The sequence below is a fragment of the Pantoea sp. paga genome, assembly GCF_007558755.1.
Lineage (GTDB): Bacteria > Pseudomonadota > Gammaproteobacteria > Enterobacterales > Enterobacteriaceae > Pantoea > Pantoea agglomerans.
This window is the reverse complement of record NZ_VLTF01000002.1, coordinates 108,787-130,235: the sequence shown is the minus strand read 5'-3', so window position 1 is coordinate 130,235 and position 21,449 is coordinate 108,787. Positions and strand designations below refer to the sequence as shown.

Annotated in this window: 22 protein-coding genes; 9 read left to right on the top strand and 13 right to left on the bottom strand. The window is 56.5% G+C overall.

All coding sequences use genetic code 11. From position 1 onward, the window contains the following. The first annotated feature begins 70 nt into the window (after positions 1-70). The 4 genes from xseB (at position 71) to FOV68_RS06155 (ending at position 4,154) form a co-directional block, all read left to right on the top strand. Positions 71-313 carry an exodeoxyribonuclease VII small subunit gene (gene xseB, locus FOV68_RS06170; RefSeq protein WP_010255382.1) on the top strand — a complete coding sequence of 81 codons (243 nt, stop codon included), beginning with the start codon at positions 71-73 and terminating at the stop codon, positions 311-313. Further along, positions 313-1,212, top strand: coding sequence for a (2E,6E)-farnesyl diphosphate synthase (gene ispA, locus FOV68_RS06165; RefSeq protein ID WP_031592192.1), 900 nt, complete (start codon positions 313-315; stop codon positions 1,210-1,212). The genes xseB and ispA overlap by 1 nt, the downstream gene beginning before the upstream one ends. A 19-nt stretch (positions 1,213-1,231) precedes the next feature. Beyond that, positions 1,232-3,097, top strand: coding sequence for a 1-deoxy-D-xylulose-5-phosphate synthase (dxs, locus tag FOV68_RS06160; protein ID WP_010671199.1), 1,866 nt, complete (start codon positions 1,232-1,234; stop codon positions 3,095-3,097). Between the two features lie 82 nt (positions 3,098-3,179). Continuing rightward, entirely contained in the window at positions 3,180-4,154 is a 975-nt protein-coding gene (locus FOV68_RS06155) for an aldo/keto reductase (RefSeq protein WP_031592194.1), read from the top strand. Positions 4,155-4,219: 65 nt separating this feature from the next. On the opposite strand, the gene pgpA is transcribed toward FOV68_RS06155, so the two are convergent. From pgpA to nrdR, 6 genes are all read right to left on the bottom strand, one after another. After that, complete coding sequence (gene pgpA, locus FOV68_RS06150) at positions 4,220-4,714, bottom strand: phosphatidylglycerophosphatase A (protein WP_031293112.1); 495 nt, start codon at positions 4,712-4,714, stop codon at positions 4,220-4,222. Continuing rightward, positions 4,704-5,681 (bottom strand): thiamine-phosphate kinase, encoded by a 978-nt coding sequence (gene thiL / locus FOV68_RS06145; protein WP_010255374.1) that lies wholly within the window; start codon positions 5,679-5,681, stop codon positions 4,704-4,706. The genes pgpA and thiL overlap by 11 nt, the downstream gene beginning before the upstream one ends. A 55-nt stretch (positions 5,682-5,736) precedes the next feature. Continuing rightward, the gene (nusB, locus tag FOV68_RS06140; protein WP_010255372.1) at positions 5,737-6,156 is read right to left on the bottom strand and encodes a transcription antitermination factor NusB; all 420 of its coding nucleotides are present in this window, start codon (positions 6,154-6,156) and stop codon (positions 5,737-5,739) included. A gap of 19 nt (positions 6,157-6,175) precedes the next feature. Then, positions 6,176-6,646, bottom strand: coding sequence for a 6,7-dimethyl-8-ribityllumazine synthase (gene ribE, locus FOV68_RS06135; protein ID WP_010255369.1), 471 nt, complete (start codon positions 6,644-6,646; stop codon positions 6,176-6,178). A 90-nt stretch (positions 6,647-6,736) separates the two neighbouring features. Continuing rightward, on the bottom strand, positions 6,737-7,837 hold the full coding sequence (gene ribD / locus FOV68_RS06130; protein WP_031592195.1) for a bifunctional diaminohydroxyphosphoribosylaminopyrimidine deaminase/5-amino-6-(5-phosphoribosylamino)uracil reductase RibD: 1,101 nt from the start codon (positions 7,835-7,837) through the stop codon (positions 6,737-6,739). A gap of 3 nt (positions 7,838-7,840) precedes the next feature. Beyond that, entirely contained in the window at positions 7,841-8,290 is a 450-nt protein-coding gene (gene nrdR, locus FOV68_RS06125) for a transcriptional regulator NrdR (RefSeq protein WP_009091750.1), read from the bottom strand. Positions 8,291-8,478: 188 nt separating this feature from the next. Here nrdR and lysM point away from each other — a divergent pair, with 188 nt between their 5' ends. Beyond that, positions 8,479-8,916 (top strand): peptidoglycan-binding protein LysM, encoded by a 438-nt coding sequence (gene lysM / locus FOV68_RS06120; RefSeq protein WP_010671197.1) that lies wholly within the window; start codon positions 8,479-8,481, stop codon positions 8,914-8,916. Between the two features lie 16 nt (positions 8,917-8,932). After that, the gene (locus FOV68_RS06115; RefSeq protein WP_115387849.1) at positions 8,933-9,502 is read left to right on the top strand and encodes a DUF3251 domain-containing protein; all 570 of its coding nucleotides are present in this window, start codon (positions 8,933-8,935) and stop codon (positions 9,500-9,502) included. Positions 9,503-9,562: 60 nt separating this feature from the next. Here FOV68_RS06115 and secF read toward each other — a convergent pair whose 3' ends face one another. The 5 genes from secF to queA form a co-directional block, all read right to left on the bottom strand. Beyond that, positions 9,563-10,531: a protein translocase subunit SecF gene (secF, locus tag FOV68_RS06110; protein WP_010255357.1), complete on the bottom strand. Its 969-nt coding sequence runs from the start codon at positions 10,529-10,531 to the stop codon at positions 9,563-9,565. A gap of 10 nt (positions 10,532-10,541) precedes the next feature. Further along, a complete protein-coding gene (gene secD, locus FOV68_RS06105; protein WP_010671195.1) occupies positions 10,542-12,389 on the bottom strand; it encodes a protein translocase subunit SecD in 1,848 nt (615 codons plus the stop codon). A gap of 25 nt (positions 12,390-12,414) precedes the next feature. Next, entirely contained in the window at positions 12,415-12,747 is a 333-nt protein-coding gene (gene yajC, locus FOV68_RS06100; RefSeq protein WP_010255353.1) for a preprotein translocase subunit YajC, read from the bottom strand. Then, positions 12,747-13,895, bottom strand: a complete 1,149-nt coding sequence (tgt, locus tag FOV68_RS06095; RefSeq protein WP_010255351.1) for a tRNA guanosine(34) transglycosylase Tgt — start codon at positions 13,893-13,895, stop codon at positions 12,747-12,749. Before tgt ends, yajC begins: the two co-directional genes overlap by 1 nt. 78 nt (positions 13,896-13,973) lie before the next feature. Next, positions 13,974-15,044 (bottom strand): tRNA preQ1(34) S-adenosylmethionine ribosyltransferase-isomerase QueA, encoded by a 1,071-nt coding sequence (gene queA / locus FOV68_RS06090; protein WP_143990495.1) that lies wholly within the window; start codon positions 15,042-15,044, stop codon positions 13,974-13,976. 103 nt (positions 15,045-15,147) lie between these two features. On the opposite strand from queA, the gene FOV68_RS06085 reads away from it, so the two are divergent. From FOV68_RS06085 to FOV68_RS06075, 3 genes are all read left to right on the top strand, one after another. Next, a complete protein-coding gene (locus FOV68_RS06085) occupies positions 15,148-15,729 on the top strand; it encodes an ACP phosphodiesterase (protein WP_022626127.1) in 582 nt (193 codons plus the stop codon). A 206-nt stretch (positions 15,730-15,935) separates the two neighbouring features. Beyond that, positions 15,936-16,748, top strand: a complete 813-nt coding sequence (locus FOV68_RS06080; protein WP_022626128.1) for an inositol monophosphatase — start codon at positions 15,936-15,938, stop codon at positions 16,746-16,748. Further along, on the top strand, positions 16,749-18,005 hold the full coding sequence (locus FOV68_RS06075; RefSeq protein WP_115764438.1) for a histidine-type phosphatase: 1,257 nt from the start codon (positions 16,749-16,751) through the stop codon (positions 18,003-18,005). It begins immediately after the preceding gene. A gap of 513 nt (positions 18,006-18,518) precedes the next feature. Here FOV68_RS06075 and proY read toward each other — a convergent pair. Both proY and brnQ read right to left on the bottom strand, forming a co-directional pair. Further along, a complete protein-coding gene (proY, locus tag FOV68_RS06070; RefSeq protein WP_031593969.1) occupies positions 18,519-19,871 on the bottom strand; it encodes a proline-specific permease ProY in 1,353 nt (450 codons plus the stop codon). A 70-nt stretch (positions 19,872-19,941) separates the two neighbouring features. Beyond that, entirely contained in the window at positions 19,942-21,261 is a 1,320-nt protein-coding gene (gene brnQ, locus FOV68_RS06065) for a branched-chain amino acid transporter carrier protein BrnQ (protein ID WP_033771063.1), read from the bottom strand. Positions 21,262-21,449: the final 188 nt, after the last annotated feature.

The window sequence follows — 21,449 nt, the reverse complement described above, 5'->3', positions numbered from 1 at the left end:
GCTAATCATAGGGTCTCAGCTACCATGACCGATTGCGAGATAATGTCCCAACCGTGAGTCGACACGAAATATGCCGAAAAAAGCCGAACAGCCAGCCAGCTTTGAAACGTCATTGCAGCAGCTGGAGCAGATTGTCAGCCGTCTGGAAAGTGGTGAACTGCCGCTGGAAGAAGCCCTGAACGAATTTGAGCGCGGCGTGCAGCTGGCGCGGACTGGCCAGCAGACGCTTCAGCAGGCTGAACAGCGGGTCCGTATTCTGCTGAACGATGATAAAGATGCCGACCTCACTGCTTTCACGCCGGAAAACAGCTAATGGATTTCGCCCGATTACTCGACGCGTATCAGCAGCAGGTTAATGGCGCGCTGACGCGTTTTATAGAGCCACTTCCTTTTCAGAGTTCTCCTCTGGTGAATGCCATGCATTATGGGGCATTATTAGGCGGTAAACGCCTGCGTCCTTTTCTGGTCTACGCTACCGGCGAAATGCTCCACGCCGACCCGGCGAGTCTGGATGCCCCCGCCGCCGCGGTTGAATGCATTCATGCGTACTCTCTGATTCATGACGATCTCCCCGCAATGGACGATGATGCACTGCGTCGCGGGCAGCCAACCTGTCACATTAAATATGGCGAAGATACCGCGATTCTGGCGGGCGACGCCCTGCAGACGCTGGCCTTTTCAATTCTGGCCGACGAAGCGATGCCCGGTGTCAGCGCTGAATATCGTCTGATGATGCTCTCTGAACTGGCGAAAGCCAGCGGCGTGGCCGGCATGTGTGGCGGACAGGCGCTTGATTTAGCGGCGGAAGGTCAATCTGTGGATCTCGACCAGCTGGAGCAGATCCATCGTCATAAAACCGGCGCGCTGATCCGTTCAGCGGTGCGGTTAGGCGCCTTAACGGCGGGCGATGCTGGCCGTGAAGCCCTGCCGCTGCTCGACCGTTATGCAGAGGCCATTGGTCTCGCGTTTCAGGTGCAGGACGACATTCTGGATGTGATCGGTGACACAGCGGTGATTGGAAAACGCCAGGGTGCCGATCAGCATCTGGGAAAAAGCACCTATCCTTCACTGTTAGGCCTTGAAAATGCCCAAGCTAAAGCGCGGGATTTGTATCAGGAAGCACTTGATACGTTAGAATTGCTCGCTGCGCACTCTTATAACACTACAGCACTGCAGGCGCTGGCGAGCTTCATAATTGAACGCGACAAATAACTTCCATAATGAGTCTCTGATGAGTTTTGATATTGCTAAATACCCGACACTGGCGCTGGCAAATACGGTTCAGGAGCTGCGCGCCCTGCCGAAAGAGAAGCTGCCTGCGCTCTGTGATGAACTGCGTCAGTATCTGTTAGACAGTGTAAGCCGCTCCAGCGGCCATTTTGCGTCGGGTCTGGGCGTGGTCGAACTGACGGTCGCGCTGCATTATGTCTATAACACCCCCTTTGACCATCTGGTATGGGATGTGGGTCATCAGGCTTATCCGCATAAAATTCTGACTGGTCGCCGCGATCGCATCGGTACGATTCGTCAGAAAAATGGCGTACACCCGTTTCCATGGCGCGGCGAAAGTGAATATGACGTATTGAGCGTCGGTCACTCGTCAACCTCCATCAGTGCCGGTCTCGGCATGGCCGCGGCGGCAGAACGTGAAGGTCAGGGTCGTCGCACCGCCTGTATTATTGGCGATGGCGCAATTACCGCTGGCATGGCGTTTGAGGCGATGAACCATGCCGGTGATATTAAACCGGACATGCTGGTGATCCTCAACGACAACGAGATGTCGATCTCCGAAAACGTCGGTGCGCTGAATAACCGTCTGGCGCAAATCCTGTCGGGTAAAACCTATGCGCGACTGCGCGAAGGCAGCAAGCGAGTGCTGACCAGCCTGCCACCGATCAAAGAGCTGGTAAGACGCACCGAAGAGCATCTCAAAGGCATGGTCGTGCCGGGCACGCTGTTTGAAGAGCTGGGCTTTAATTATATCGGCCCGGTAGATGGTCATGATGTGCTGACGCTGGTCAATACGCTGAGCAACATGCGCAGCCTGAAAGGGCCGCAGTTCCTGCATATCATGACGAAGAAAGGCAAAGGCTACGCCCCGGCAGAGGAAGATCCGATTGCCTGGCATGCCGTGCCTAAATTCGATCCGGCGATTGGCGAACTGCCAAAAAGCGCAGAAGGCCTGCCGAGCTACTCTAAAATCTTCGGTAACTGGCTGTGCGAAATGGCCGCCGACGATCCGAAACTGATGGCGATTACGCCAGCAATGCGCGAAGGCTCAGGCATGGTGGCCTTCTCACGCGAATTCCCGAAACAATATTTCGATGTGGCGATTGCCGAGCAGCACGCCGTGACCTTCGCTGCCGGTATGGCGATTGGCGGCTATAAACCGATTGTTGCTATCTACTCCACCTTCCTGCAGCGCGCCTACGATCAGCTGATCCATGACGTCGCCATCCAGAAACTGCCGGTCCTGTTTGCTATCGATCGCGGTGGTATTGTTGGCGCGGATGGTCAGACTCACCAGGGCGCGTTTGATCTCGCCTATCTGCGCTGCGTGCCGGATATGGTGATCATGACCCCCAGCGATGAAAATGAGTGTCGGCAGATGCTCTACACCGGCTATCACTATCAGGATGGTCCAAGTGCAGTGCGCTATCCGCGCGGTACCGGTGTGGGTACGCCACTGGCACCGCTGCAGAGCCTGCCGCTGGGTAAAGCCGTGGTGAAACGTCAGGGTGAAAAGCTGGCGATTCTGAACTTCGGCACTTTGTTGCCGGAAGCGGCAGCCACGGCGGAAGCGCTGAATGCGACCCTGGTCGATATGCGCTTTGTGAAGCCGCTGGATGAGGCGCTGATCGCTGAGCTCGCCGCCACGCACGACTCGCTGATTACGCTGGAAGAAGGTGCCATCAAAGGCGGTGCCGGCAGTGGCGTTAATGAATTTGTTATGGCGAAACGTCTGGCTGTTCCGGTGCTGAACATCGGTCTGCCTGATGAGTTCATCCCGCAGGGTACGCAGGATGAAGTACGTCATGACTATCTGCTGGACGCGGAGGGCATTCAGCAGCAGATCGCCCGCTGGCTGGCGCAGTAACCTCTCCTCGCTGCGCTCCCCCCTCGGGGAGCGCAACATCCTGCTATGCTAAGACCTTTGCACTTTCGCAGGAGCCTCCACCATGAAAACGATTCAACTGGGTACCACCGATCTGCAGGTGTCGCGTCTCTGTCTTGGCTGCATGACTTATGGCGAGCCGACGCGCGGCAACCATGCCTGGACGCTGCCGGAAGCGAGCAGCCGTCCGCTGATCCAGCAGGCGCTGAACGCGGGGATCAACTTTTTCGATACCGCCAACAGCTATTCAGATGGCAGCAGCGAAGAGATCCTGGGCCGGGCGCTGAAAGACTTTGCCCGCCGTGAAGAGATCGTGGTTGCCACCAAAGTCTATTTCCCGCTGACCAATCTGTCACAGGGATTGTCGCGCAAGAATATTCTGCAATCCATTGATGACAGCCTGCAGCGCCTCGGCATGGAGTATGTCGACCTGCTGCAGATTCACCGCTGGGATTATGAGACGCCGCTGGAAGAGACGCTGGAAGCGCTGCATGAAGTCGTGCAGTCTGGTAAAGCACGTTATATCGGTGCCTCGTCGATGCACGCCAGTCAGTTTGCCCAGGCGTTGCAGATGCAGTCGGAACAGGGCTGGCATCGCTTTGTCAGCATGCAGGATCAGTACAACCTGATTCAGCGCGAAGAGGAGCGTGAAATGCATCCGCTCTGCCTGAAAGAGCAGATTGCCGTGCTGCCGTGGAGTCCGCTGGCACGCGGTAAGCTGACCCGCCCGTGGGGTGAAAATACCGCGCGTTCCACCTCTGACAAAGTCATGGCGTCGCTCTATGATAATACTGAAGAGAATGATGCGGTGATTGCAGAGCGGCTGGCGCAGGTGGCGGAAGATAAAGGTGTAACGCGGGCGCAGGTGGCTCTGGCCTGGCTGCTGAGCAAGCCTGCCGTCACAGCACCGATTATTGGTGCGTCGCGTGCTGAGCAGTTTGAGGATCTGGTGAAGGCAGTGGATGTCACGCTGAGTGACGAGGAAGTTGCGCTGCTGGAAGAGGTCTATCAGCCGCATCAGCCGGTAGGATTCGAATAAAATCAGAGAAAGGAGACGCCCTGCCCGGGCGTCTCCTTCTGTCGCTGTGTGAGGAGTCCCGGCAGTTAACCCGCCAGCCAGACCCCAAAGCCATACAGCATGGCAGCGGAAATCACGCCAGCAATAATGTCATCCACCATAATGCCCATGCCGCCATGCACATTGCGATCAAACCAGCGAATCGGCCACGGCTTCCACATATCAAGAATACGGAACAGCACAAAGCCACCCAGAACCCACTGCCAGCTGTTAACCGGAATCGCCATCAGCGTAATCCACATGCCGATAAACTCATCCCAGACAATGCTGCCGTGATCGTGTACGCCCATATCTTTGGCAGTGCGATGGCAGAGATAGACGCCAACGCAGATACCGACCAGCACCACCAGCGAATAGAGATCCTGCGGCAGATAGGTCATCAGCCACCAGAACGGAATCGCCGCCAGCGATCCCATGGTGCCAGGCACGACCGGGCTTAATCCGCTACCGAAACCGGTCGCCAGCAGATGCCAGGGATTGCTCATCCGCAGGCGACTCTTCGCCACGTCGTTATTTAGCATCAAAGTGATCAAACCCTTTATGACGGAATGTGGCGGGCTTGCCATTATCCAGTAGCGTTAAGCCTTCCGACTCCGGTGCCATCTGTCCGATGCAGGTATAGGGCACGCCCAGGTGACCCAGCGCCACATCCAGCGCACCGCGATTGACCTCGGGCACCGTGAAGCAGAGTTCGTAATCTTCTCCGCCACTCAGCGCCCAGCGCAATACCTGCTCAGGGTCGAAATGATCGCGCAGCGCAGCCGAAAGGGGCAACGCATCCAGATTAAGCCGTGCGCCACAGCCGCTGGCTTTCAGCACGTGGCCGAGATCGGAAATCAGGCCGTCGGAAAGATCCACCGCTGAGGAGGCCAGCGAACGCAGCGCCTGGCCCTGCAGAATACGCGGCATAGGACGCAGATGACGTTTAATCAGCGCTTCATGTACCGCCGGATCGCTGATGCGGCAGTGATGCTGCAGCAGCGCCAGGCCCGCAGCGCTGTCACCCAGCGTACCGGTCACGTAAATCCAGTCACCCGGCTTCGCGCCTGAACGTTTCAGGGCGCGGCCCTGCGGCACCAGACCGTGAATCGCCAGCGTCAGGCTCAGCGGGCCACGGGTGGTATCGCCGCCTACCAGCTGCATGTCGTAATATTCCAGCAGTTCAAACAGGCTTTCGCTGAAGGCAGAGAGCCAGCTCTCATCGACCTGCGGCAGCGTTAAGGCCAGCGTCAGCCACGCAGGGTCGGCGCCCATGGCAGCAAGGTCGCTGAGATTCACAGCCAGGGCTTTGTAACCCAGATCGGCAGGATGGATATCCCGTAAGAAGTGCACACCCGCGACCAGGGTATCGGTGCTGATCGCCAGCGTCTGTTTTTCCGGCACGCTAAGTAACGCACAATCGTCACCGATGCCGAGTTCGACATCACGGCGGCTGCGTGTTCTGCGGTTGAAGTAGCGTGCGATGAGTTCAAATTCACCACAAGACATAATTGCGTTCCGCTTAACCCTTCATGAAAAAAGGCCGGCAAGCCGGCCTTTTTGTTTATTTGCGATTGGGTCGAATTTGTGGACCGGCTTTATCGAGCACGCCGTTAACAAATTTATGACTGTCTTCGGCACCGAAGACTTTCGCCAGCTCAATCCCTTCGTTGATGGCCACTTTATAAGGCACATCATTACGTTTGCTCAGCTCATACAGCGAGATGCGCAGGATAGCTTTTTCCACCTGGCCCAGCTCTTCGAGCTGACGCGACAGATAGGGCTTCATCAGTCCATCCAGATACGCACTGTTGGTCGCCACACCGGACAGCAGTTCGCGGAAGTAGGTAATGTCGACGTCTTTGACGTCCTGTTCCGCCAGAAACTGGTATTCCACATCGGCAATGTCGTTATTCGACAACTGCCAGGAGTAAAGCGCCTGAACAGCGCACTCACGGGCGCGACGACGAGCAGCAGGTTTCACAAAATTCCCCTTACAAAAATCAGGCTTTAATGGCTTTCAATACGTTGATCATTTCGAGCGCAGTCAGAGCCGCTTCAGCACCTTTGTTACCCGCTTTGGTGCCGGCACGCTCAATGGCCTGCTCGATGCTTTCAGTGGTCAGCACGCCAAACGCGACAGGAATCTCGCTGTTCATGGCAACGCTGGCGATACCGGAGCTGGCTTCACCCGCCACATATTCGAAGTGCGCAGTGCCACCCCGAATAACCGTACCGAGTGCGATAATCGCATCATATTTGCCGGTGTTGGCCAGCGCACGTGCTGCCAGAGGCAGTTCGTATGCACCAGGCACCCAGACTACGGTGATATTGTCATCTTTGACCTGGCCGATACGTTTCAGGGCATCAACTGCGCCATCCAGCAGGCTGTCATTAATGAAGTTGTTAAAACGCGCGATAACGATGGCAACATTGGCCTCAGGCGTTGCAACAGCAGCTTCGATAACTTTCATACTTGTCCTTTCAGGGGTTTGGTTGGCCCCGCGCAGGGGGGCGGATTCTATCATACTCTTGGGCGGCGTGCTCTCGCTTTTCCGACCGTGTTATTGTGGTGTCAGGGTCAGGCGTAAATCGTCACCGACCTGGCGGACATCACTGAAACGGAAGGCAGGTGCGTCAGCCAGCTGGCTCAGTCCCGGCAGCTGACACAGCCCGCGTCCTTCATGACCTAATAGCTTAGGCGCCAGATAAACAATCAGTTCATCGACCAGTCCGGCCTGCAACAGGGCACCGGCCAGCGTGGCGCCCGCTTCAACCCAGACGCTGTTAATCTGTCGCTGTCCCAGCAGCATCATCATCGCCACCAGGTCCAGCTGCTGTTCGCGCAGCGGAACAGCGATTTGCGTTACGTCAGCGGGCCAGCTCTGCTGATCGGGCTGATGACGCATCAGCCAGGTTTCGCCTGGCTGCTCAATGAGCCGATGCTGCGGCGTCACGCGATTCTGGCTGTCGATAATCACCCGCACCGGCTGACGCAGTTGCTGTTCATCAAGCAGTGCCTGGCTCTCCGCATTGAGTTCAGACCAGCGTACCGTCAGGGAAGGATCGTCCGCCAGCACCGTGGCGCTGCTGCTGAGAATGGCGGCGCTCTGCGCACGCAGGCGCTGCACATCACGACGGGCTGCCGGCGAGGTTATCCACTGACTTTCGCCGCTGGCCATTGCCGTTCTGCCATCCAGTGACGCACCCAGCTTGAGCTGGATCCAGGGGAAGCCAGTGCGCATTCGTTTGAGGAAACCGCGATTCAGCGCCTCCGCTTCCGGCATCATCAGACCGTGGCTGACCTCAATGCCCGCCTGATGCAGACGGTGCAGTCCGCGACCCGCCACCTGCGGATTCGGATCCTGCATGGCGGCCACGACACGGGTAACGCCAGCGGCGATCAGCGCATCACAGCAGGGTGGCGTACGGCCATGATGGCTGCAGGGCTCCAGCGTGACATAGGCGGTTGCGCCACGCGCTTTCTCGCCCGCCATGCGCAGCGCGTGGACTTCAGCATGCGGTTCACCGGCGCGCTGATGCCAGCCCTCACCGACCACCTCGCCATCGCGCACAATCACGCAGCCCACATTGGGGTTCGGCATCGTCGTAAAGCGGCCGCGTCGCGCCAGTTCCAGCGCACGCGCCATGTAAAGTTCATCCATGGTTTAATCCTGTAACCGGGCGATCTCTTCGCCAAAATCACGAATGTCTTCAAAGCTGCGGTAAACCGAGGCAAAGCGGATGTAGGCGACTTTATCGAGCTTCTTCAGCTCATCCATCACCAGATTGCCAATCAGCTTACTGGGGATCTCACGTTCACCGGTGGCACGCAGCTGGGTTTTAATATGGTTTACGGCGCTTTCAACCGCATCGGCACTGACCGGACGCTTCTCAAGCGCTTTCATCATCCCGCTGGCCATTTTGTCTTCATTAAAGGGTTCGCGCACGTCATTGCTTTTCACCACGCGTGGCATCACCAGTTCCGCCACCTCGAAGGTGGTAAAACGCTCATGACACATCAGACACTGGCGGCGGCGGCGCACCGAAGAGCCTTCACTAACCAGACGAGAATCAATCACTTTGGTGTCCACGGCGGAGCAGAATGGGCAATGCATGACGTTTCCTGACGCGAGAGAGATGGGCCAGACAGTGTAGCGCGAACTGCGAATCAACAAAATCTCTTCCGTGCCTTTCCTGTGCCACCACGCACAGCATAAATGATGTTAAATATCAGCGACGGCAAAAGGGTCTACGCTTATAGAGCCGAAAGACGGCGTAGTTCCACTAACACACTGGAGGTTGTATGGGTCTGTTTAATTTTGTGAAAGAAGCTGGTGAAAAATTATGGGATGCCGTGAATGGCGGCGATGACCAGAATAAAAAGCTGCAGGATCACATCAACAAACTCGGTTTACCCGACAGCGACAAAGTGGATGTGAAGGTCAATGGCGATACCGTGACCGTGACGGGCGATGGCCTTTCCCAGGAGCTGAAAGAGAAGATTCTGATCGCAGCCGGTAACGTTGCAGGCATCACCAAAGTGGAAGATAAGGTGACCGTGACAGACAGCGCGGCCGAGTCAGAACTTTACACCGTGAAAAAAGGCGACACGCTGAGCGCAATTTCCAAACAGGTTTATGGAAATGCCAACGAATACAACAAGATTTTCGAAGCGAATAAGCCAATGCTCTCTCATCCTGATAAGATCTATCCTGGCCAGGTTTTACGTATTCCAAAATAACGGACAAGGATAACTTATGAGCAGGATGGTTTGGGTTCCGATGGCGCTCTCTCTGGTGACGCTGAGCGGTTGCAGCAGTAGCGTCAGCAACCCGCAGGTCAGAGAGTTGCATCAGGAAGTGAGTCAGCTTAATCAGCAGATGCAGCACCTGACCACGCAGGCGAGCGCGCTGGAGATTCAGGGGCAGCTAAACAGCCATTCGCAGCAAGGCGCCTGGCTGATCCCGCAGGCGAACACGCCGGTGGCGCTGCAAACCCAGCTCGGCACGCTGCGACTGACGCTCTCACCTGTCACCGCTGAAGCCAGCGGCTCGCGGACAACCCTGACGGTACGGTCAATGGACGATCGCCCCTTGCCCGCCCTGCACGCTACGGTGAACTGGGGCGAACTCGATCCGGCAACCGGTAAACCACTGAGTAACGGCAGTCTGAGTCAGACGATAGCGGTGCCTGCCTCGCTGTTGCCCCAGCATTCGGTGAGCATACCGCTGCGACTCAGCGGCCTTGCACCGGATCAATCAGGTTATGTCCGCGTGCATAACGTCACCGGCGACGCACCTGCCCAGACCTCCCCTGCTGCACCCTGATCACAGGTGCAAAAAAAACGGGCAGCCACATGGCTGCCCGTTTTTATTTCTCTGCGGCGATTAAGGCAGGATAGAAGGCTGATCGGCGCCCTCTTTCTCGACTTTCTGCACCAGCATATGTTCACGCTTCATGCCCAGCTTCAGCGCCAGCGCCGAAGAGACATAAATCGATGAAATCGTACCAATCGTCACACCAATCAGCATGGTCAGTGAGAAGCCTTTCAGCAGCGCACCACCAAACACGAAGAGGATGAGGATCATCGCCAGCGTGGTCAGCGAGGTAATCAGCGTACGGCTTAACGTCTGGGTCAGTGACACGTTAGTAATATCGTAAGAGCTGCCGCGACGGATCTTGCGGAAGTTTTCACGAATACGGTCCGATACCACGATTTTATCGTTAAGCGAGTAGCCAATCACCGACATCAGTGAGGCAACAATCGTCAGGTCGATTTCAATGCGGAACAGCGCCAGCAGGCCGCAGGTGATGATCACGTCATGCGCCAGCGCCAGCACGGTACCCAGTGCCAGACGCCACTCAAAGCGAAAACCGATGTAGATCAGAATCGCAATCAGCGCGGACAACAGCGCCATCGCACCCGCCTGCGCCAGGTCGCTGCCCACGCTCGGCCCCACGAACTCAATACGCTTAACGGTAGCATTCTGCTGGGTGGTCTGGTTAATCACCGACACCACTTTATTGCCTAACTCGGTACCCGCCGGGCCGGTAACCGGTGCCATACGCACCATGACGTCACGGCTGCTGCCAAAGTTCTGCACCAGCGGCTCGTCAAAGCCCGCTTTCACCAGATCGCCACGCAGGACTTCAAGATCAGCCGGTTTTTCCAGCGCGATCTCAATCACCGTACCACCGGTGAAATCGAGTCCCCAGTTAAAACCACGCACACCCACGATAGCAATCGCGGCGAGAATCAGCAGTCCCGAAATGATGAAGGCCAGCTTATCCCAGCGCATAAAGTCGACGACTTTACGCCCGTGGTTCAACTGCTCAATGTTATATTCCTGTGCCACAACGCACTCCTCAGATAGACAGCTTGTTGATGCGTTTGCCACCGTAAACCAGGTTAACAATGGCACGGGTACCGACAATCGCGGTGAACATTGAGGTTGCGATACCAATTGCGGTGGTAATAGCAAAGCCTTTGATCGAACCGGTGCCGACTGCATAAAGAATGATAACTTTGATCAGGGTGGTCACGTTCGCATCGACAATACTGGAGAAGGCGCCTTTATAGCCCTCATGAATTGCCTGCTGAACCGAGCGCCCGTTACGCAGCTCTTCTTTAATACGTTCGTTAATCAGCACGTTGGCATCCACCGCCACCGCCAGCGTTAACACGATACCGGCAATACCCGGCATGGTCAGGGTCGCACCCGGCAACAGCGACATAATGCCGACAATCAGCACCAGGTTAACCAGCAGCGCGCTGGTCGCAATCAGACCAAACTTCTTGTAGAACACCACCATAAACAGGATCGACGCAAGCAGACCCCACAGGCAGGCTTCCAGACCCTGAGTAATGTTCTGCTGACCCATGGTCGGCCCGATAGTACGCTCTTCCACAATCTGGATAGGCGCAATCAACGCACCGGCACGTAGCAGCAGCGAGAGCTGACGCGCTTCGTTCGGGTTATTGATACCGGTGATACGGAAGCTGTTCCCCAGACGAGACTGGATATTAGCGACGTTAATCACCTCTTCCTGTTTCACCAGAATTGAACGGCCGTTGGCATCTTTCTTACCACTGTCTTTGTACTCCACAAACAGGGTCGCCATCGGTTTGCCGATGTTGTCCTTGGTGAAGTTCGACATGATGTTACCGCCTGCGCCATCCAGTGAAATGTTCACCTGTGGCTGGTTGTACTCATCCATGCTGGAAGTCGAGTCGGTGATATGGTCACCGGTCAGGATCACCCGCTTGTAGAGCACCACCGGCTGGCCATCACGCATGTCTTTAACTTCAGAGTCACCCGGTACACGACCACTGGCCGCTGCGGTTGGATCCACGCTGGTGTTTACCAGACGGAATTCCAGCGTCGCCGTTGCACCCAGAATCTCTTTAGCGCGTGCCGTATCCTGAATACCCGGCAACTCAACTACGATGCGATCGGAACCCTGACGCTGTACCAGCGGTTCGGCCACGCCCAGCTGGTTCACACGGTTACGCAGAATAGTAATGTTCTGCTGAACCGCATATTCACGCGCTTCGCTGAGACGAGCATCGCTCATGGTGGCACGCAGGGCATCGCTGCCGCTGCTGTTGATCACCAGATCCTGATGACGCGAGGTCAGCCAGGAGATCGCCGCATCGCGGCTGGCTGCGTCACGGAAACGAATTTCCACGCCGTAGTTCGCGATTTTGTTGACGGTGGTGTAAGGGATACTTTTGGTGCGCAGGTCGCTACGCAGCGAGTCAGCATTCTGCTCCTGCAGTTTGCCGAGTGCGGTGTCCATGTCCACTTCCATCAGGAAGTGCACACCACCACGCAGATCGAGACCGAGTTTCATCGGTTCTGCTGACAGCATCGACAGCCAGCGAGGCGTGGCTGGCGCGAGGTTCAGCGCAACAACGTAGTTTTCACCCAGCGCCTTCATGATCGCTTCACGGGCGCGTAACTGCACATCCGTATTATTGAAGCGCGCGGTAATCGCACCATTTTCCAGCGCAACAGATTTGCTCTGGATATTGTCTTGTTTTAATGCGGACTGAATTTGATCCAACGTCTGCTCACTGGCGGCGCTTCCGCGCGCACCAGTGATTTGAACGGCCGGATCCTCACCATACAGGTTGGGAAGCGCATAGAGCAGGCCGACGAGAATCACGACGACCAGCATCACGTACTTCCACAAAGGATAACGATTTAACACGGCAGTTCCCTTAGGGAAGAAAGAATTACAGCGCCTTGATAGTGCCTTTAGGCAGCACGGCGGCGACGAAATCACGTTTAATGACGACTTCATTGGTGTCATTCAGCGCGATAGCTACGTAGCCCGTGTCAGAGACTTTTGTTACGCGGCCTACAAGGCCACCGCTGGTCAGCACTTCATCACCCTTAGAGATAGAATCCATCAGCTTCTTGTGCTCTTTCGCACGTTTCTGCTGCGGACGCAGGATCATGAAATAGAAAATCAGACCAAACACCACCAGCATGATCACCAGAGAATACGGACTTCCCTGAGACGGTGCGCCTGCTGCGGCCACGGCGTCAGAAATGAAAAAGCTCATTAAATTTCCCTCATTGATGAATTATCAGACGTTAAAGGCGGAACTTCTTTGCCCGTCCGTTGGTAGAACTCGTTTACAAAGCGCTCTAATTTACCCTCTTCGATGGCCTGGCGTAAACCTGCCATCAGGCGCTGGTAATAGCGCAAATTGTGGATAGTGTTCAGACGCGCGCCCAGTATTTCGTTACAACGGTCGAGATGATACAAGTAGGCGCGGCTATAATTGCGACAGGTGTAACAATCACACTCCGCATCCAGTGGCGCAGTGTCATCTTTGTATCTGGCGTTGCGGATTTTCACCACACCCTCAGTCACAAACAGATGACCATTTCGGGCATTACGGGTCGGCATCACGCAGTCAAACATATCGACGCCGCGACGGACGCCCTCAACCAGATCTTCTGGCTTGCCGACACCCATCAGATAACGCGGTTTATCCTGCGGAAGCTGCGGACAGACGTGCTCAAGAATACGGTGCATGTCCTGCTTAGGCTCACCCACCGCCAGGCCGCCCACAGCGTACCCATCAAAGCCAATCTCTACCAGACCTTTCACCGAGACATCTCGTAAATCTTCGTAAACCGAGCCCTGAATAATGCCAAATAGCGCATTTTTATTGCCCAGGCTGTCAAAACGGTCACGACTGCGTTGCGCCCAGCGCAGCGACATCTCCATCGAGCGTTTGGCGTAGTCCCAGTCCGCCGGATAGGGCGTACATTCATCGAAAATCATTACGATGTCGGAACCGAGGTCGTACTGAATCTCCATCGATTTTTCCGGATCGAGGAAGATCGGGTCGCCGTTGATCGGGTTACGGAAATGCACGCCCGCTTCGGTGATTTTACGGATGTCGCCCAGGCTGAAGACCTGGAAGCCGCCGGAGTCGGTCAGGATCGGCCCCTTCCACTGCATAAAGTCATGCAGATCGCCATGCAGTTTCATGATCTCCTGGCCCGGACGCAGCCAGAGATGGAAGGTATTGCCCAGAATGATCTGCGCGCCGGTCTCCTGCACTTCTTCCGGCGTCATGCCTTTAACGGTGCCATAGGTGCCAACGGGCATAAATGCAGGGGTTTCCACCACACCGCGATCAAAAATCAGACGGCCACGGCGTGCGCGTCCGTCTGTGGTATCAAGTTCAAATTTCACAAAGCCTCCATCGGAGAAACAGTCCGATGCAGATAACCTTCAGTCGCTCTCAGTCGATTCCGGCTATCGGTTAATAAATCAGTCGCCCACTTTTTCCAGCGGCGCCTGCGGATTTTTGCTGATAAACATCGCGTCACCATAACTGAAGAAACGATATTGCTCAGCCACGGCTGCGCGGTACGCGGCCATGGTGTGCTGATAACCGGCAAACGCCGAGACCAGCATAATCAGAGTCGATTCGGGCAGATGGAAGTTGGTGATCAGCGCATCAATCACCTGATACTCATAGCCCGGATAGATAAAAATCTGGGTATCGTCGAAGAACGGCGCAATCAGGGCATCCTGACTCGCTTTAGCGGCGCTCTCCAGCGAACGGACAGAGGTAGTGCCGACAGCGACTACTTTATTGCCGCGTGCTTTACAGGCCAGCACCGCATCAACAACCTCCTGCGGCACTTCGGCATATTCAGCATGCATGTGATGCTCTTCGATGGTGTCGACGCGCACCGGCTGGAAGGTTCCCGCACCGACATGCAGCGTCACAAACGCCATCTCAATACCCTTCTCTTTCAGCGCCTGCAGCAGCGGTTCATCAAAATGCAGACCGGCTGTCGGTGCCGCAACGGCACCCGGACGGGCGCTGTAAACCGTCTGATACAACTCGCGATCCGCCTCTTCATCCGGACGGTCGATATAAGGCGGCAGAGGCATATGGCCGACGCTGTTGAGGATGTCGAGCACCGCGCGCTCATCATCAAACACAATCTCAAACAGCGCATCGTGACGCGCCACCATCGTCGCTTTCACGCTCTCATATTCGCCCAGCAGCAGTTCTGCTCCCGGCTTCGGCGCTTTCGAGGCGCGCACATGGGCCAGCACACGCTTGTCGTCAAGCATCCGCTCCACCAGCATCTCGATTTTGCCGCCACTGGCTTTGCGGCCAAAGACGCGCGCCGGAATCACACGGGTGTTGTTGAACACCAGCAGATCGCCCGGATTCAGCTTATCCAGCACGTCGGTGAACACACCGTGCGACAGCGTCCCGCTGGGACCCTCGAGCGACAGCAGACGACAGCCGCTGCGCTGCGCCTGGGGATAGTGAGCAATCAGGGATTCGGGCAGTTCAAAAGCAAAATCGGCGACACGCATGAAAGAGTTCTTTCTCAGGCAAAAACAGGCGGCACAGTTTAGCGGAAAATCGACCAATTCTGAACAACTGGCTGCGCAAAGGCAGTTCAGCCTATAATGCGGCATGAACTTTCTTGCTCATCTCCATCTGGCTAAGCTGGCCGACAGCTCCTTACTCGGCAATTTAATGGCCGATTTTGTGCGTGGCAACCCGCACCAGCACTGGTCTGCGCCCGTCGCGGACGGCATTCTGATGCACCGTCGTCTCGATGTGATGACCGATGCGCTGCCGGAAGTGCGCAGCGCCCGTCAGCTGTTCCGTGCCGAAACCTATCGCGTGGCACCCATTACGCTGGACGTCATCTGGGACCATTTTCTGGCCCGGCACTGGCAGCACTTCACGCCCGGCCAGACGCTGGTGCACTTTTCTGCCGCCGCCGAGCGCGAGATCATGCCGCAACTGGCAGACACCCCCATCGAGTTTCAGGAACTCAACGCGGTGATGTGGCGCGAGCGCTGGTTTGAGCATTATGCCCAGCCCGCGCGGCTGGAGCGGGTGCTGCACGGCATGGCCAGCCGCCGTCCACGCCTGGCAGCCCTGCGCGACTCTTACCACGATTTCACGCAACACTATGATCAGCTGGAAGCGCTGTTTTTTGTTTTTTATCCGCGTTTAATGGCGCTGGCGACCAGCAGAACCCTGTAAAACCCGATCCTCTGCTGCCGGGCTGGCGGACGCCAGCTTTCGCCCGCCGGGAAAGCGCCTCACCCGGCTCCGCACCATCTTGCCATTGCTGCCTATCTGCGGCTTAATGAAGCCTTTCTTAACAATAGTTAAGTAAATATCACAGCCAGACCGCCTGTTCAGGCGTGCCTTCCGTTCGTTTTGACCAAAAGACATAAGAGGAAAAGATGTCATCCGCTTCGCATTCTGAAATTGACGCGCGTTACCGTTACGCCTGCGACATCGCCCGTGCGGCGGCCAGCCGGGCTTATTCGTGGTATCAGCAGCGTCAGACACTGGTGGTGGAACACAAAAGGGATTTGCAGGACGTGGTCAGCGAGGCTGATCGTAACGTTGAGGCATTGATTAAGACATTAATCGCTGAGCGCTTTCCTGACGATGCTGTCTATGGCGAAGAGAGCGGCGGTGAAGTTCAGGGCGCGCCCTTTATCTGGGTGGTCGATCCCATCGATGGCACCGCCTGCTTCGTCAACGGCCTGCCTAACTGGTGCGTCTCGCTGGCGGTGGTCTGTGACGGCGAACCGGTGATCGGCGTGGTCTGCGATCCCAATCATCAGGAGCTGTTTCACGCACGAGCAGGTCAGGGTGCGTGGGTTAATGAGAGCCGTCTCCAGGTTCATGGCGCGACGCATCTCAACGAAGGTTTGCTCGGCATCAGCAACTCCAGTCGCACCCCTGCCGAAAGCGTCTCGCGCCTGATCAGCGGTTTAACTGAACAGGGCGGCATGTTTATTCGTATCGGTTCTGGCGCGCTGACCAGCGCCTGGGCCGCCGCCGGGCGACTGATTGGCTACTATGAAGCGCATATGCACCCCTGGGATAGTCTGCCGGGCATCGTCCTGATGCGCGAAGCGGGCGGCGTTACTAATGATTATCTGCGCAACGAAGGACTCAAAAACGGCAACCCGGTGTTGCTGGCCAATGCGACCCTTTATCCAAAAATTAAAGCGCTGACCGGTAATCGCGCACTGGAGGAGTAAATGACGCTGCCAGGCCTGTACCGCTGCGCGCTGATCCTCAGTTTTCTCTGGCTGTTAAGTCCGGCGTCACAGGCGGCGGATTACCAGCTGGAGAAGGTGGTCGAACTGAGCCGTCACGGTGTGCGTCCACCCACTCCCGGCAATCGTAAAGAGATTGAAGCCGCCAGCCAGCAACCCTGGACGCAGTGGACCACCGCCGATGGCGAGCTGACCGGTCATGGCTACAGCGCGGTGGTCAATAAAGGACGCTGGGAAGGCGAGCACTATCGCCAGCTCGGCCTGCTGGGCGCGGGCTGTCCTGATGCGGCTCAGGTCTACGTGCGCGCCAGTCCGCTGCAGCGCACCCGCGCGACGGCTGCGGCGCTGACTGACGGGGCCTTTCCCGGCTGCGGCGTGCCGGTGCATCACGTAGCGGGCGATGTCGATCCGCTGTTCCAGAGTGAAAAGCTGACGGTCACCCAGAGCGATCCCGCTCAGGAGCTGGCCGCGAAACAGCAGAAAGCGGGCGATCTGGCGCGGCTGCAACAGCAGATGCAACCTGCCATTCGGCAACTGAAAGCCGCCGTCTGCCCGGCAGCAACAAAGTGCCCCTTATTCGATGCGCCCTGGTCGTTCCGGCAAACCCGCAACGGCAACACATACGTTTACGGGCTGAGTGTGATGGCGAGCATGGTGGAGACGCTGCGGCTGGGCTACAGTGAAAACCTGCCGTGGGAACAGCTCGCCTGGGGGCACATCACGTCGGCCGCGCAGATTACCACGCTGCTGCCGCTGCTGACCGCAAACTACGATCTCAGCAACGACGTGCTCTATCAGGCACAGCGCCGTGGCTCGATATTGCTCAACGTCCTGCTGGAGGCGATCGCTTCCGATAGCGCGCCGGGCCGCTGGCTGATTCTGGTGGCACATGACACCAATATTGCGATGGTGCGCACCCTGATGGGCTTTAGCTGGCAGTTGCCAGGCTATTCACGCGGCAACATTCCACCGGGCAGTAGTCTGGTGCTGGAGCGCTGGCGCGACACCCGCAGCGGCGAACGTTTTTTGCGGCTCTATTTCCAGGCGCAGAGTCTGGATGGGATTCGTCAGCTGCAACCGATTGATGATAAACATCCGTTATTACGTCAGGAGTGGCATCAGCCTGACTGCAGAATCACCGATGTCGGCGTGCTCTGCCCTTATCAATCCACGCTGACTCAGCTACGGAAAAAGCTGGATAACAGCGCTGTGCTGCCGGTTTCGGTTATATTGCCCTGAGTCCCTGGCTAATGAAATTCAGGCCGCAGCAGCCATGCGGCCTGAATAATGTTAACCGCTGTTAATTAACGCCATTCCGACCTTTTCTTATTTAAATCCCCTGACTATCAGCGCCACTCATTTTGTTTTACGATAGACCCGTCAATCATCCCTTTATTAACTATTTTCCTGTAATTCTTGAATATTTCGGCGACTGGTTTCGCCGTTTTTTATTTCTTACACGCCCCGCTACTGCTGCCCGCCAGCGCCTGTGTGACTGCACGCTCACTCCTCTGAAGCTCCCTTATCGCCCCTGTCCGGTTATCACTATCGGCCACATTCACTGCCAATTAAAATATGCATTCGTGCAAATAAACCGGGGCATAATCTTATTTCTCAGGCAGGCGTTTTGCTCCTGATAACAGGATTCCATATTGTGGATTGGGTCACATAAATAATCAGATGAGCAGGAATATATAAGCGCGGGAAATAGCGTGTTCTGCTCCCCCACGAATGAGAGAGCAGAACAGGAGATTAGCGGGGTTTACGAACCAGCTTATAGCCCAGCAGCAGCACCACTATCCACACCATACCGACATAGAGGGAAATGCGGGTATCGGGGAAATAACCAATCAGACCGATAATAAAGCAGAGGAAGGCTACGCCGACGCCAGCAGTCCAGCTGCCGCCTGGCAGCGCAAACTGCAGCTTACTGGCAGCCTCTTTGCCAATTTTGCGACGGAACGCGATCTGCGACAGCAGAATCATAATCCAGACCCACACCGTCGCAAAGGTCGCCAGCGAGGCGATGACCAGGAAGACTTTTTCCGGCATCAGGTAGTTGAGATAAACCGCAATCAGCATGGCGAACATCATCACGACTACCGTCACCCACGGGATCCCGCGCGAAGAGACCTTCATAAAGACCTTCGGCGCATGTCCCTGCTGCGCCATCCCGTGCAGCATGCGGCCCACGCCAAACACATCGCTGTTAATCGCCGAGAGTGACGCGGTCAGCACTACGAAATTGAGGATAGAGGCGGCCGCCGCAATGCCCAGATGCTGGAAGGTCAGCACAAACGGGCTGCCCGAGGTGCCCACCTGATTCCACGGGTAGATCGACATAATCACAAACAGCGTGCCGACGTAGAACACCAGAATGCGCCACGGCACCGAGTTGATGGCGCGCGGAATCGACTTCTCCGGATCTTTCGCTTCACCGGCGGTGATACCGATGATTTCGATACCGCCATAGGCAAACATCACCATCTGCAGCGACAGCAGCATACCGACCACGCCGTGCGCAAAGAAGCCGCCGTTAGTCCACAGATTGTGGATCCCGGTCGGCTGGCCGCCGTTGCCGAGGCCCCAGATGATCATGCCGAAACCGGCCAGAATCATCACGATAATGGTGGCGACTTTGAAGAAGGAGAACCAGAACTCCACTTCGCCGAACACCTTCACGCTCATCAGATTGACGGCACCGATGATCAGCACCACGCTCAGCACCCAAATCCAGTGCGGCACCTCAGGGAACCAGACGCCCATATAGATGCCGAACGCGGTGACATCCGCAATCGCCACGATCAGGATTTCAAAACAGTACGTCCAGCCGGTGATGTAGCCTGCCATCGGCCCAAGATAGTCCTGCGCGTAACGTGAGAAGGAGCTGGCCTGAGGATTATTAACGGACATCTCACCCAGCGCGCGCATGATGATGTAAGCCACTGCCCCGCCGATGATATAGGCGAGCAGCACGCTCGGTCCGGCCATTTTTATCGCGTCAGCGGAACCGTAGAACAGCCCGGTGCCAATCGCCGATCCCAGCGCCATAAAGCGGATGTGGCGCGTGCTCAGTCCGCGTTTGAGCTTGTTGGTTTCTTGCATAACAACCTGTACCTGTGAAATGAAAAAACCACGGGCAGGCCCGTGGTTAAAGAAAAATCAGTGCTCTCTGCTACGAGTGAACGGTCACCTGTTCCGGCCCTTTCACCCGATCAACAACAGCGGCAATCAGCAGCATCACCAGCGACGGCGGCAACCAGGCGAGACCCTGGTCGGCCAGCGGCAGATGCTGACTGAAAGCGGGCAGCAAATCTTTAAACCCGGTGGTTTTAATCGCATCAACAATACCAAACAGCAGGCTAATCAGCATGGCAGGCGCGATAATCCGGCTGCTCTTATTCCACCAGTTGAGGGTGAAACTCAGCACCACCAGCACGATACAGGGCGGATAAATCGCCGTCAGTACCGGGATGGAGATCTGAATCAGGTGGCTCAGGCCGAGATTCGACACCACCATGGAGAACAGACCCAAAATAAACACCAGCGTTTTATACGATAACGGCAGGTATTGCGCAAAAAATTCCGCACAGGCACAGGTCAGGCCAACGGCGGTCACCATACAGGCGACGAAGATCAGCGCGGCAAGGAAGAAGCTGCCCATGTTGCCAAAGGTATGCTGAACATACGCGTGCAGAATCGCTGCGCCGTTAGCGTTTTGATCCACCAGCGCACCGCTGCCCGCGCCCAGCTTAAACAGGCAGAGGTAGACCAGCGTCAGGCCCAGACCGGCGATTAACCCTGCCAGCACGGTATAACGGGTCAGCAGCGCGGCATTATCGACGCCACGCGAACGGGCGGCGTTGACAATTACGATGCCAAATACCAGCGCGCCCAGCGTATCCATGGTCAGATAGCCATTGACGAAACCGCTGGAGAAGGCCGCACGCTGATAATCAGCGGTAGCCGGAACCGTGCCGCCGGCGGGCCACACCAGGGCAGCAACGCCCAGCACGGTCAGCGCAATAATTTTTAATGGCGCAAGGAAGTGCCCTACCGTGTCGAGTAGCTTGCCGGGATAGAGCGATACGCCAATCACCAGCGTGAAGTAAATCAGGCTATAGATAAACAGCGGCAGCGCGCCATCACCGGTCAGCGGGGCAATACCCATCTCAAACGAGACCGTGGCCGTACGCGGTGTGGCAAACAGCGGCCCGACAGCCAGATAGCAAACGGTGGCCAGCACGATGCCAGCGACCTTGCCAATCGGGGTGCTGAGTGCATCCACGCCGCCGCCGACGCGGGCCAGCGCGATCACGGTCATCACGGGCAGACCGACTGCGGTAATCAGAAAACCAATCGCGGCAGTCCAGACGTGTTCGCCAGACTGAATACCGACCATGGGCGGGAAAATGATGTTGCCCGCGCCAACAAACAGGGCGAATGTCATAAAGCCCAGCGCGAGAATGTCCTTCGAAGTTAAACGATGTGTCATACGGCCTGTCACTGATGTTGCGGTGGAAGTTGGGTTAGTGTTGTCCCCTCGCTGCGTGTAAACCGCGACCAGGCTGACAATGTCAGCGCATTATGCTCGTCGCAGGGTAAAGCACAGGTGATTTGAGCTGCTTTTATTCTGTTCACAGAGGGATGGATCGACAACGGCGCTAAGTAAAACGTTTATAG

What these genes read in the sequence shown, in the direction of transcription:
- thiL (WP_010255374.1), bottom strand. Translation starts at nt 5,681, where the DNA reads ATGTCTTGTGGTGAATTTGAACTCATCGCACGCTACTTCAACCGCAGA.
- FOV68_RS06115 (WP_115387849.1), top strand. Translation starts at nt 8,933, where the DNA reads ATGAGCAGGATGGTTTGGGTTCCGATGGCGCTCTCTCTGGTGACGCTG.
- nrdR (WP_009091750.1), bottom strand. Translation starts at nt 8,290, where the DNA reads ATGCATTGCCCATTCTGCTCCGCCGTGGACACCAAAGTGATTGATTCT.
- FOV68_RS06085 (WP_022626127.1), top strand. Translation starts at nt 15,148, where the DNA reads ATGAACTTTCTTGCTCATCTCCATCTGGCTAAGCTGGCCGACAGCTCC.
- proY (WP_031593969.1), bottom strand. Translation starts at nt 19,871, where the DNA reads ATGCAAGAAACCAACAAGCTCAAACGCGGACTGAGCACGCGCCACATC.
- xseB (WP_010255382.1), top strand. Translation starts at nt 71, where the DNA reads ATGCCGAAAAAAGCCGAACAGCCAGCCAGCTTTGAAACGTCATTGCAG.
- yajC (WP_010255353.1), bottom strand. Translation starts at nt 12,747, where the DNA reads ATGAGCTTTTTCATTTCTGACGCCGTGGCCGCAGCAGGCGCACCGTCT.
- ribD (WP_031592195.1), bottom strand. Translation starts at nt 7,837, where the DNA reads ATGGATGAACTTTACATGGCGCGTGCGCTGGAACTGGCGCGACGCGGC.
- lysM (WP_010671197.1), top strand. Translation starts at nt 8,479, where the DNA reads ATGGGTCTGTTTAATTTTGTGAAAGAAGCTGGTGAAAAATTATGGGAT.
- ribE (WP_010255369.1), bottom strand. Translation starts at nt 6,646, where the DNA reads ATGAAAGTTATCGAAGCTGCTGTTGCAACGCCTGAGGCCAATGTTGCC.
- dxs (WP_010671199.1), top strand. Translation starts at nt 1,232, where the DNA reads ATGAGTTTTGATATTGCTAAATACCCGACACTGGCGCTGGCAAATACG.
- pgpA (WP_031293112.1), bottom strand. Translation starts at nt 4,714, where the DNA reads ATGCTAAATAACGACGTGGCGAAGAGTCGCCTGCGGATGAGCAATCCC.
- FOV68_RS06155 (WP_031592194.1), top strand. Translation starts at nt 3,180, where the DNA reads ATGAAAACGATTCAACTGGGTACCACCGATCTGCAGGTGTCGCGTCTC.
- ispA (WP_031592192.1), top strand. Translation starts at nt 313, where the DNA reads ATGGATTTCGCCCGATTACTCGACGCGTATCAGCAGCAGGTTAATGGC.
- queA (WP_143990495.1), bottom strand. Translation starts at nt 15,044, where the DNA reads ATGCGTGTCGCCGATTTTGCTTTTGAACTGCCCGAATCCCTGATTGCT.
- FOV68_RS06080 (WP_022626128.1), top strand. Translation starts at nt 15,936, where the DNA reads ATGTCATCCGCTTCGCATTCTGAAATTGACGCGCGTTACCGTTACGCC.
- brnQ (WP_033771063.1), bottom strand. Translation starts at nt 21,261, where the DNA reads ATGACACATCGTTTAACTTCGAAGGACATTCTCGCGCTGGGCTTTATG.
- FOV68_RS06075 (WP_115764438.1), top strand. Translation starts at nt 16,749, where the DNA reads ATGACGCTGCCAGGCCTGTACCGCTGCGCGCTGATCCTCAGTTTTCTC.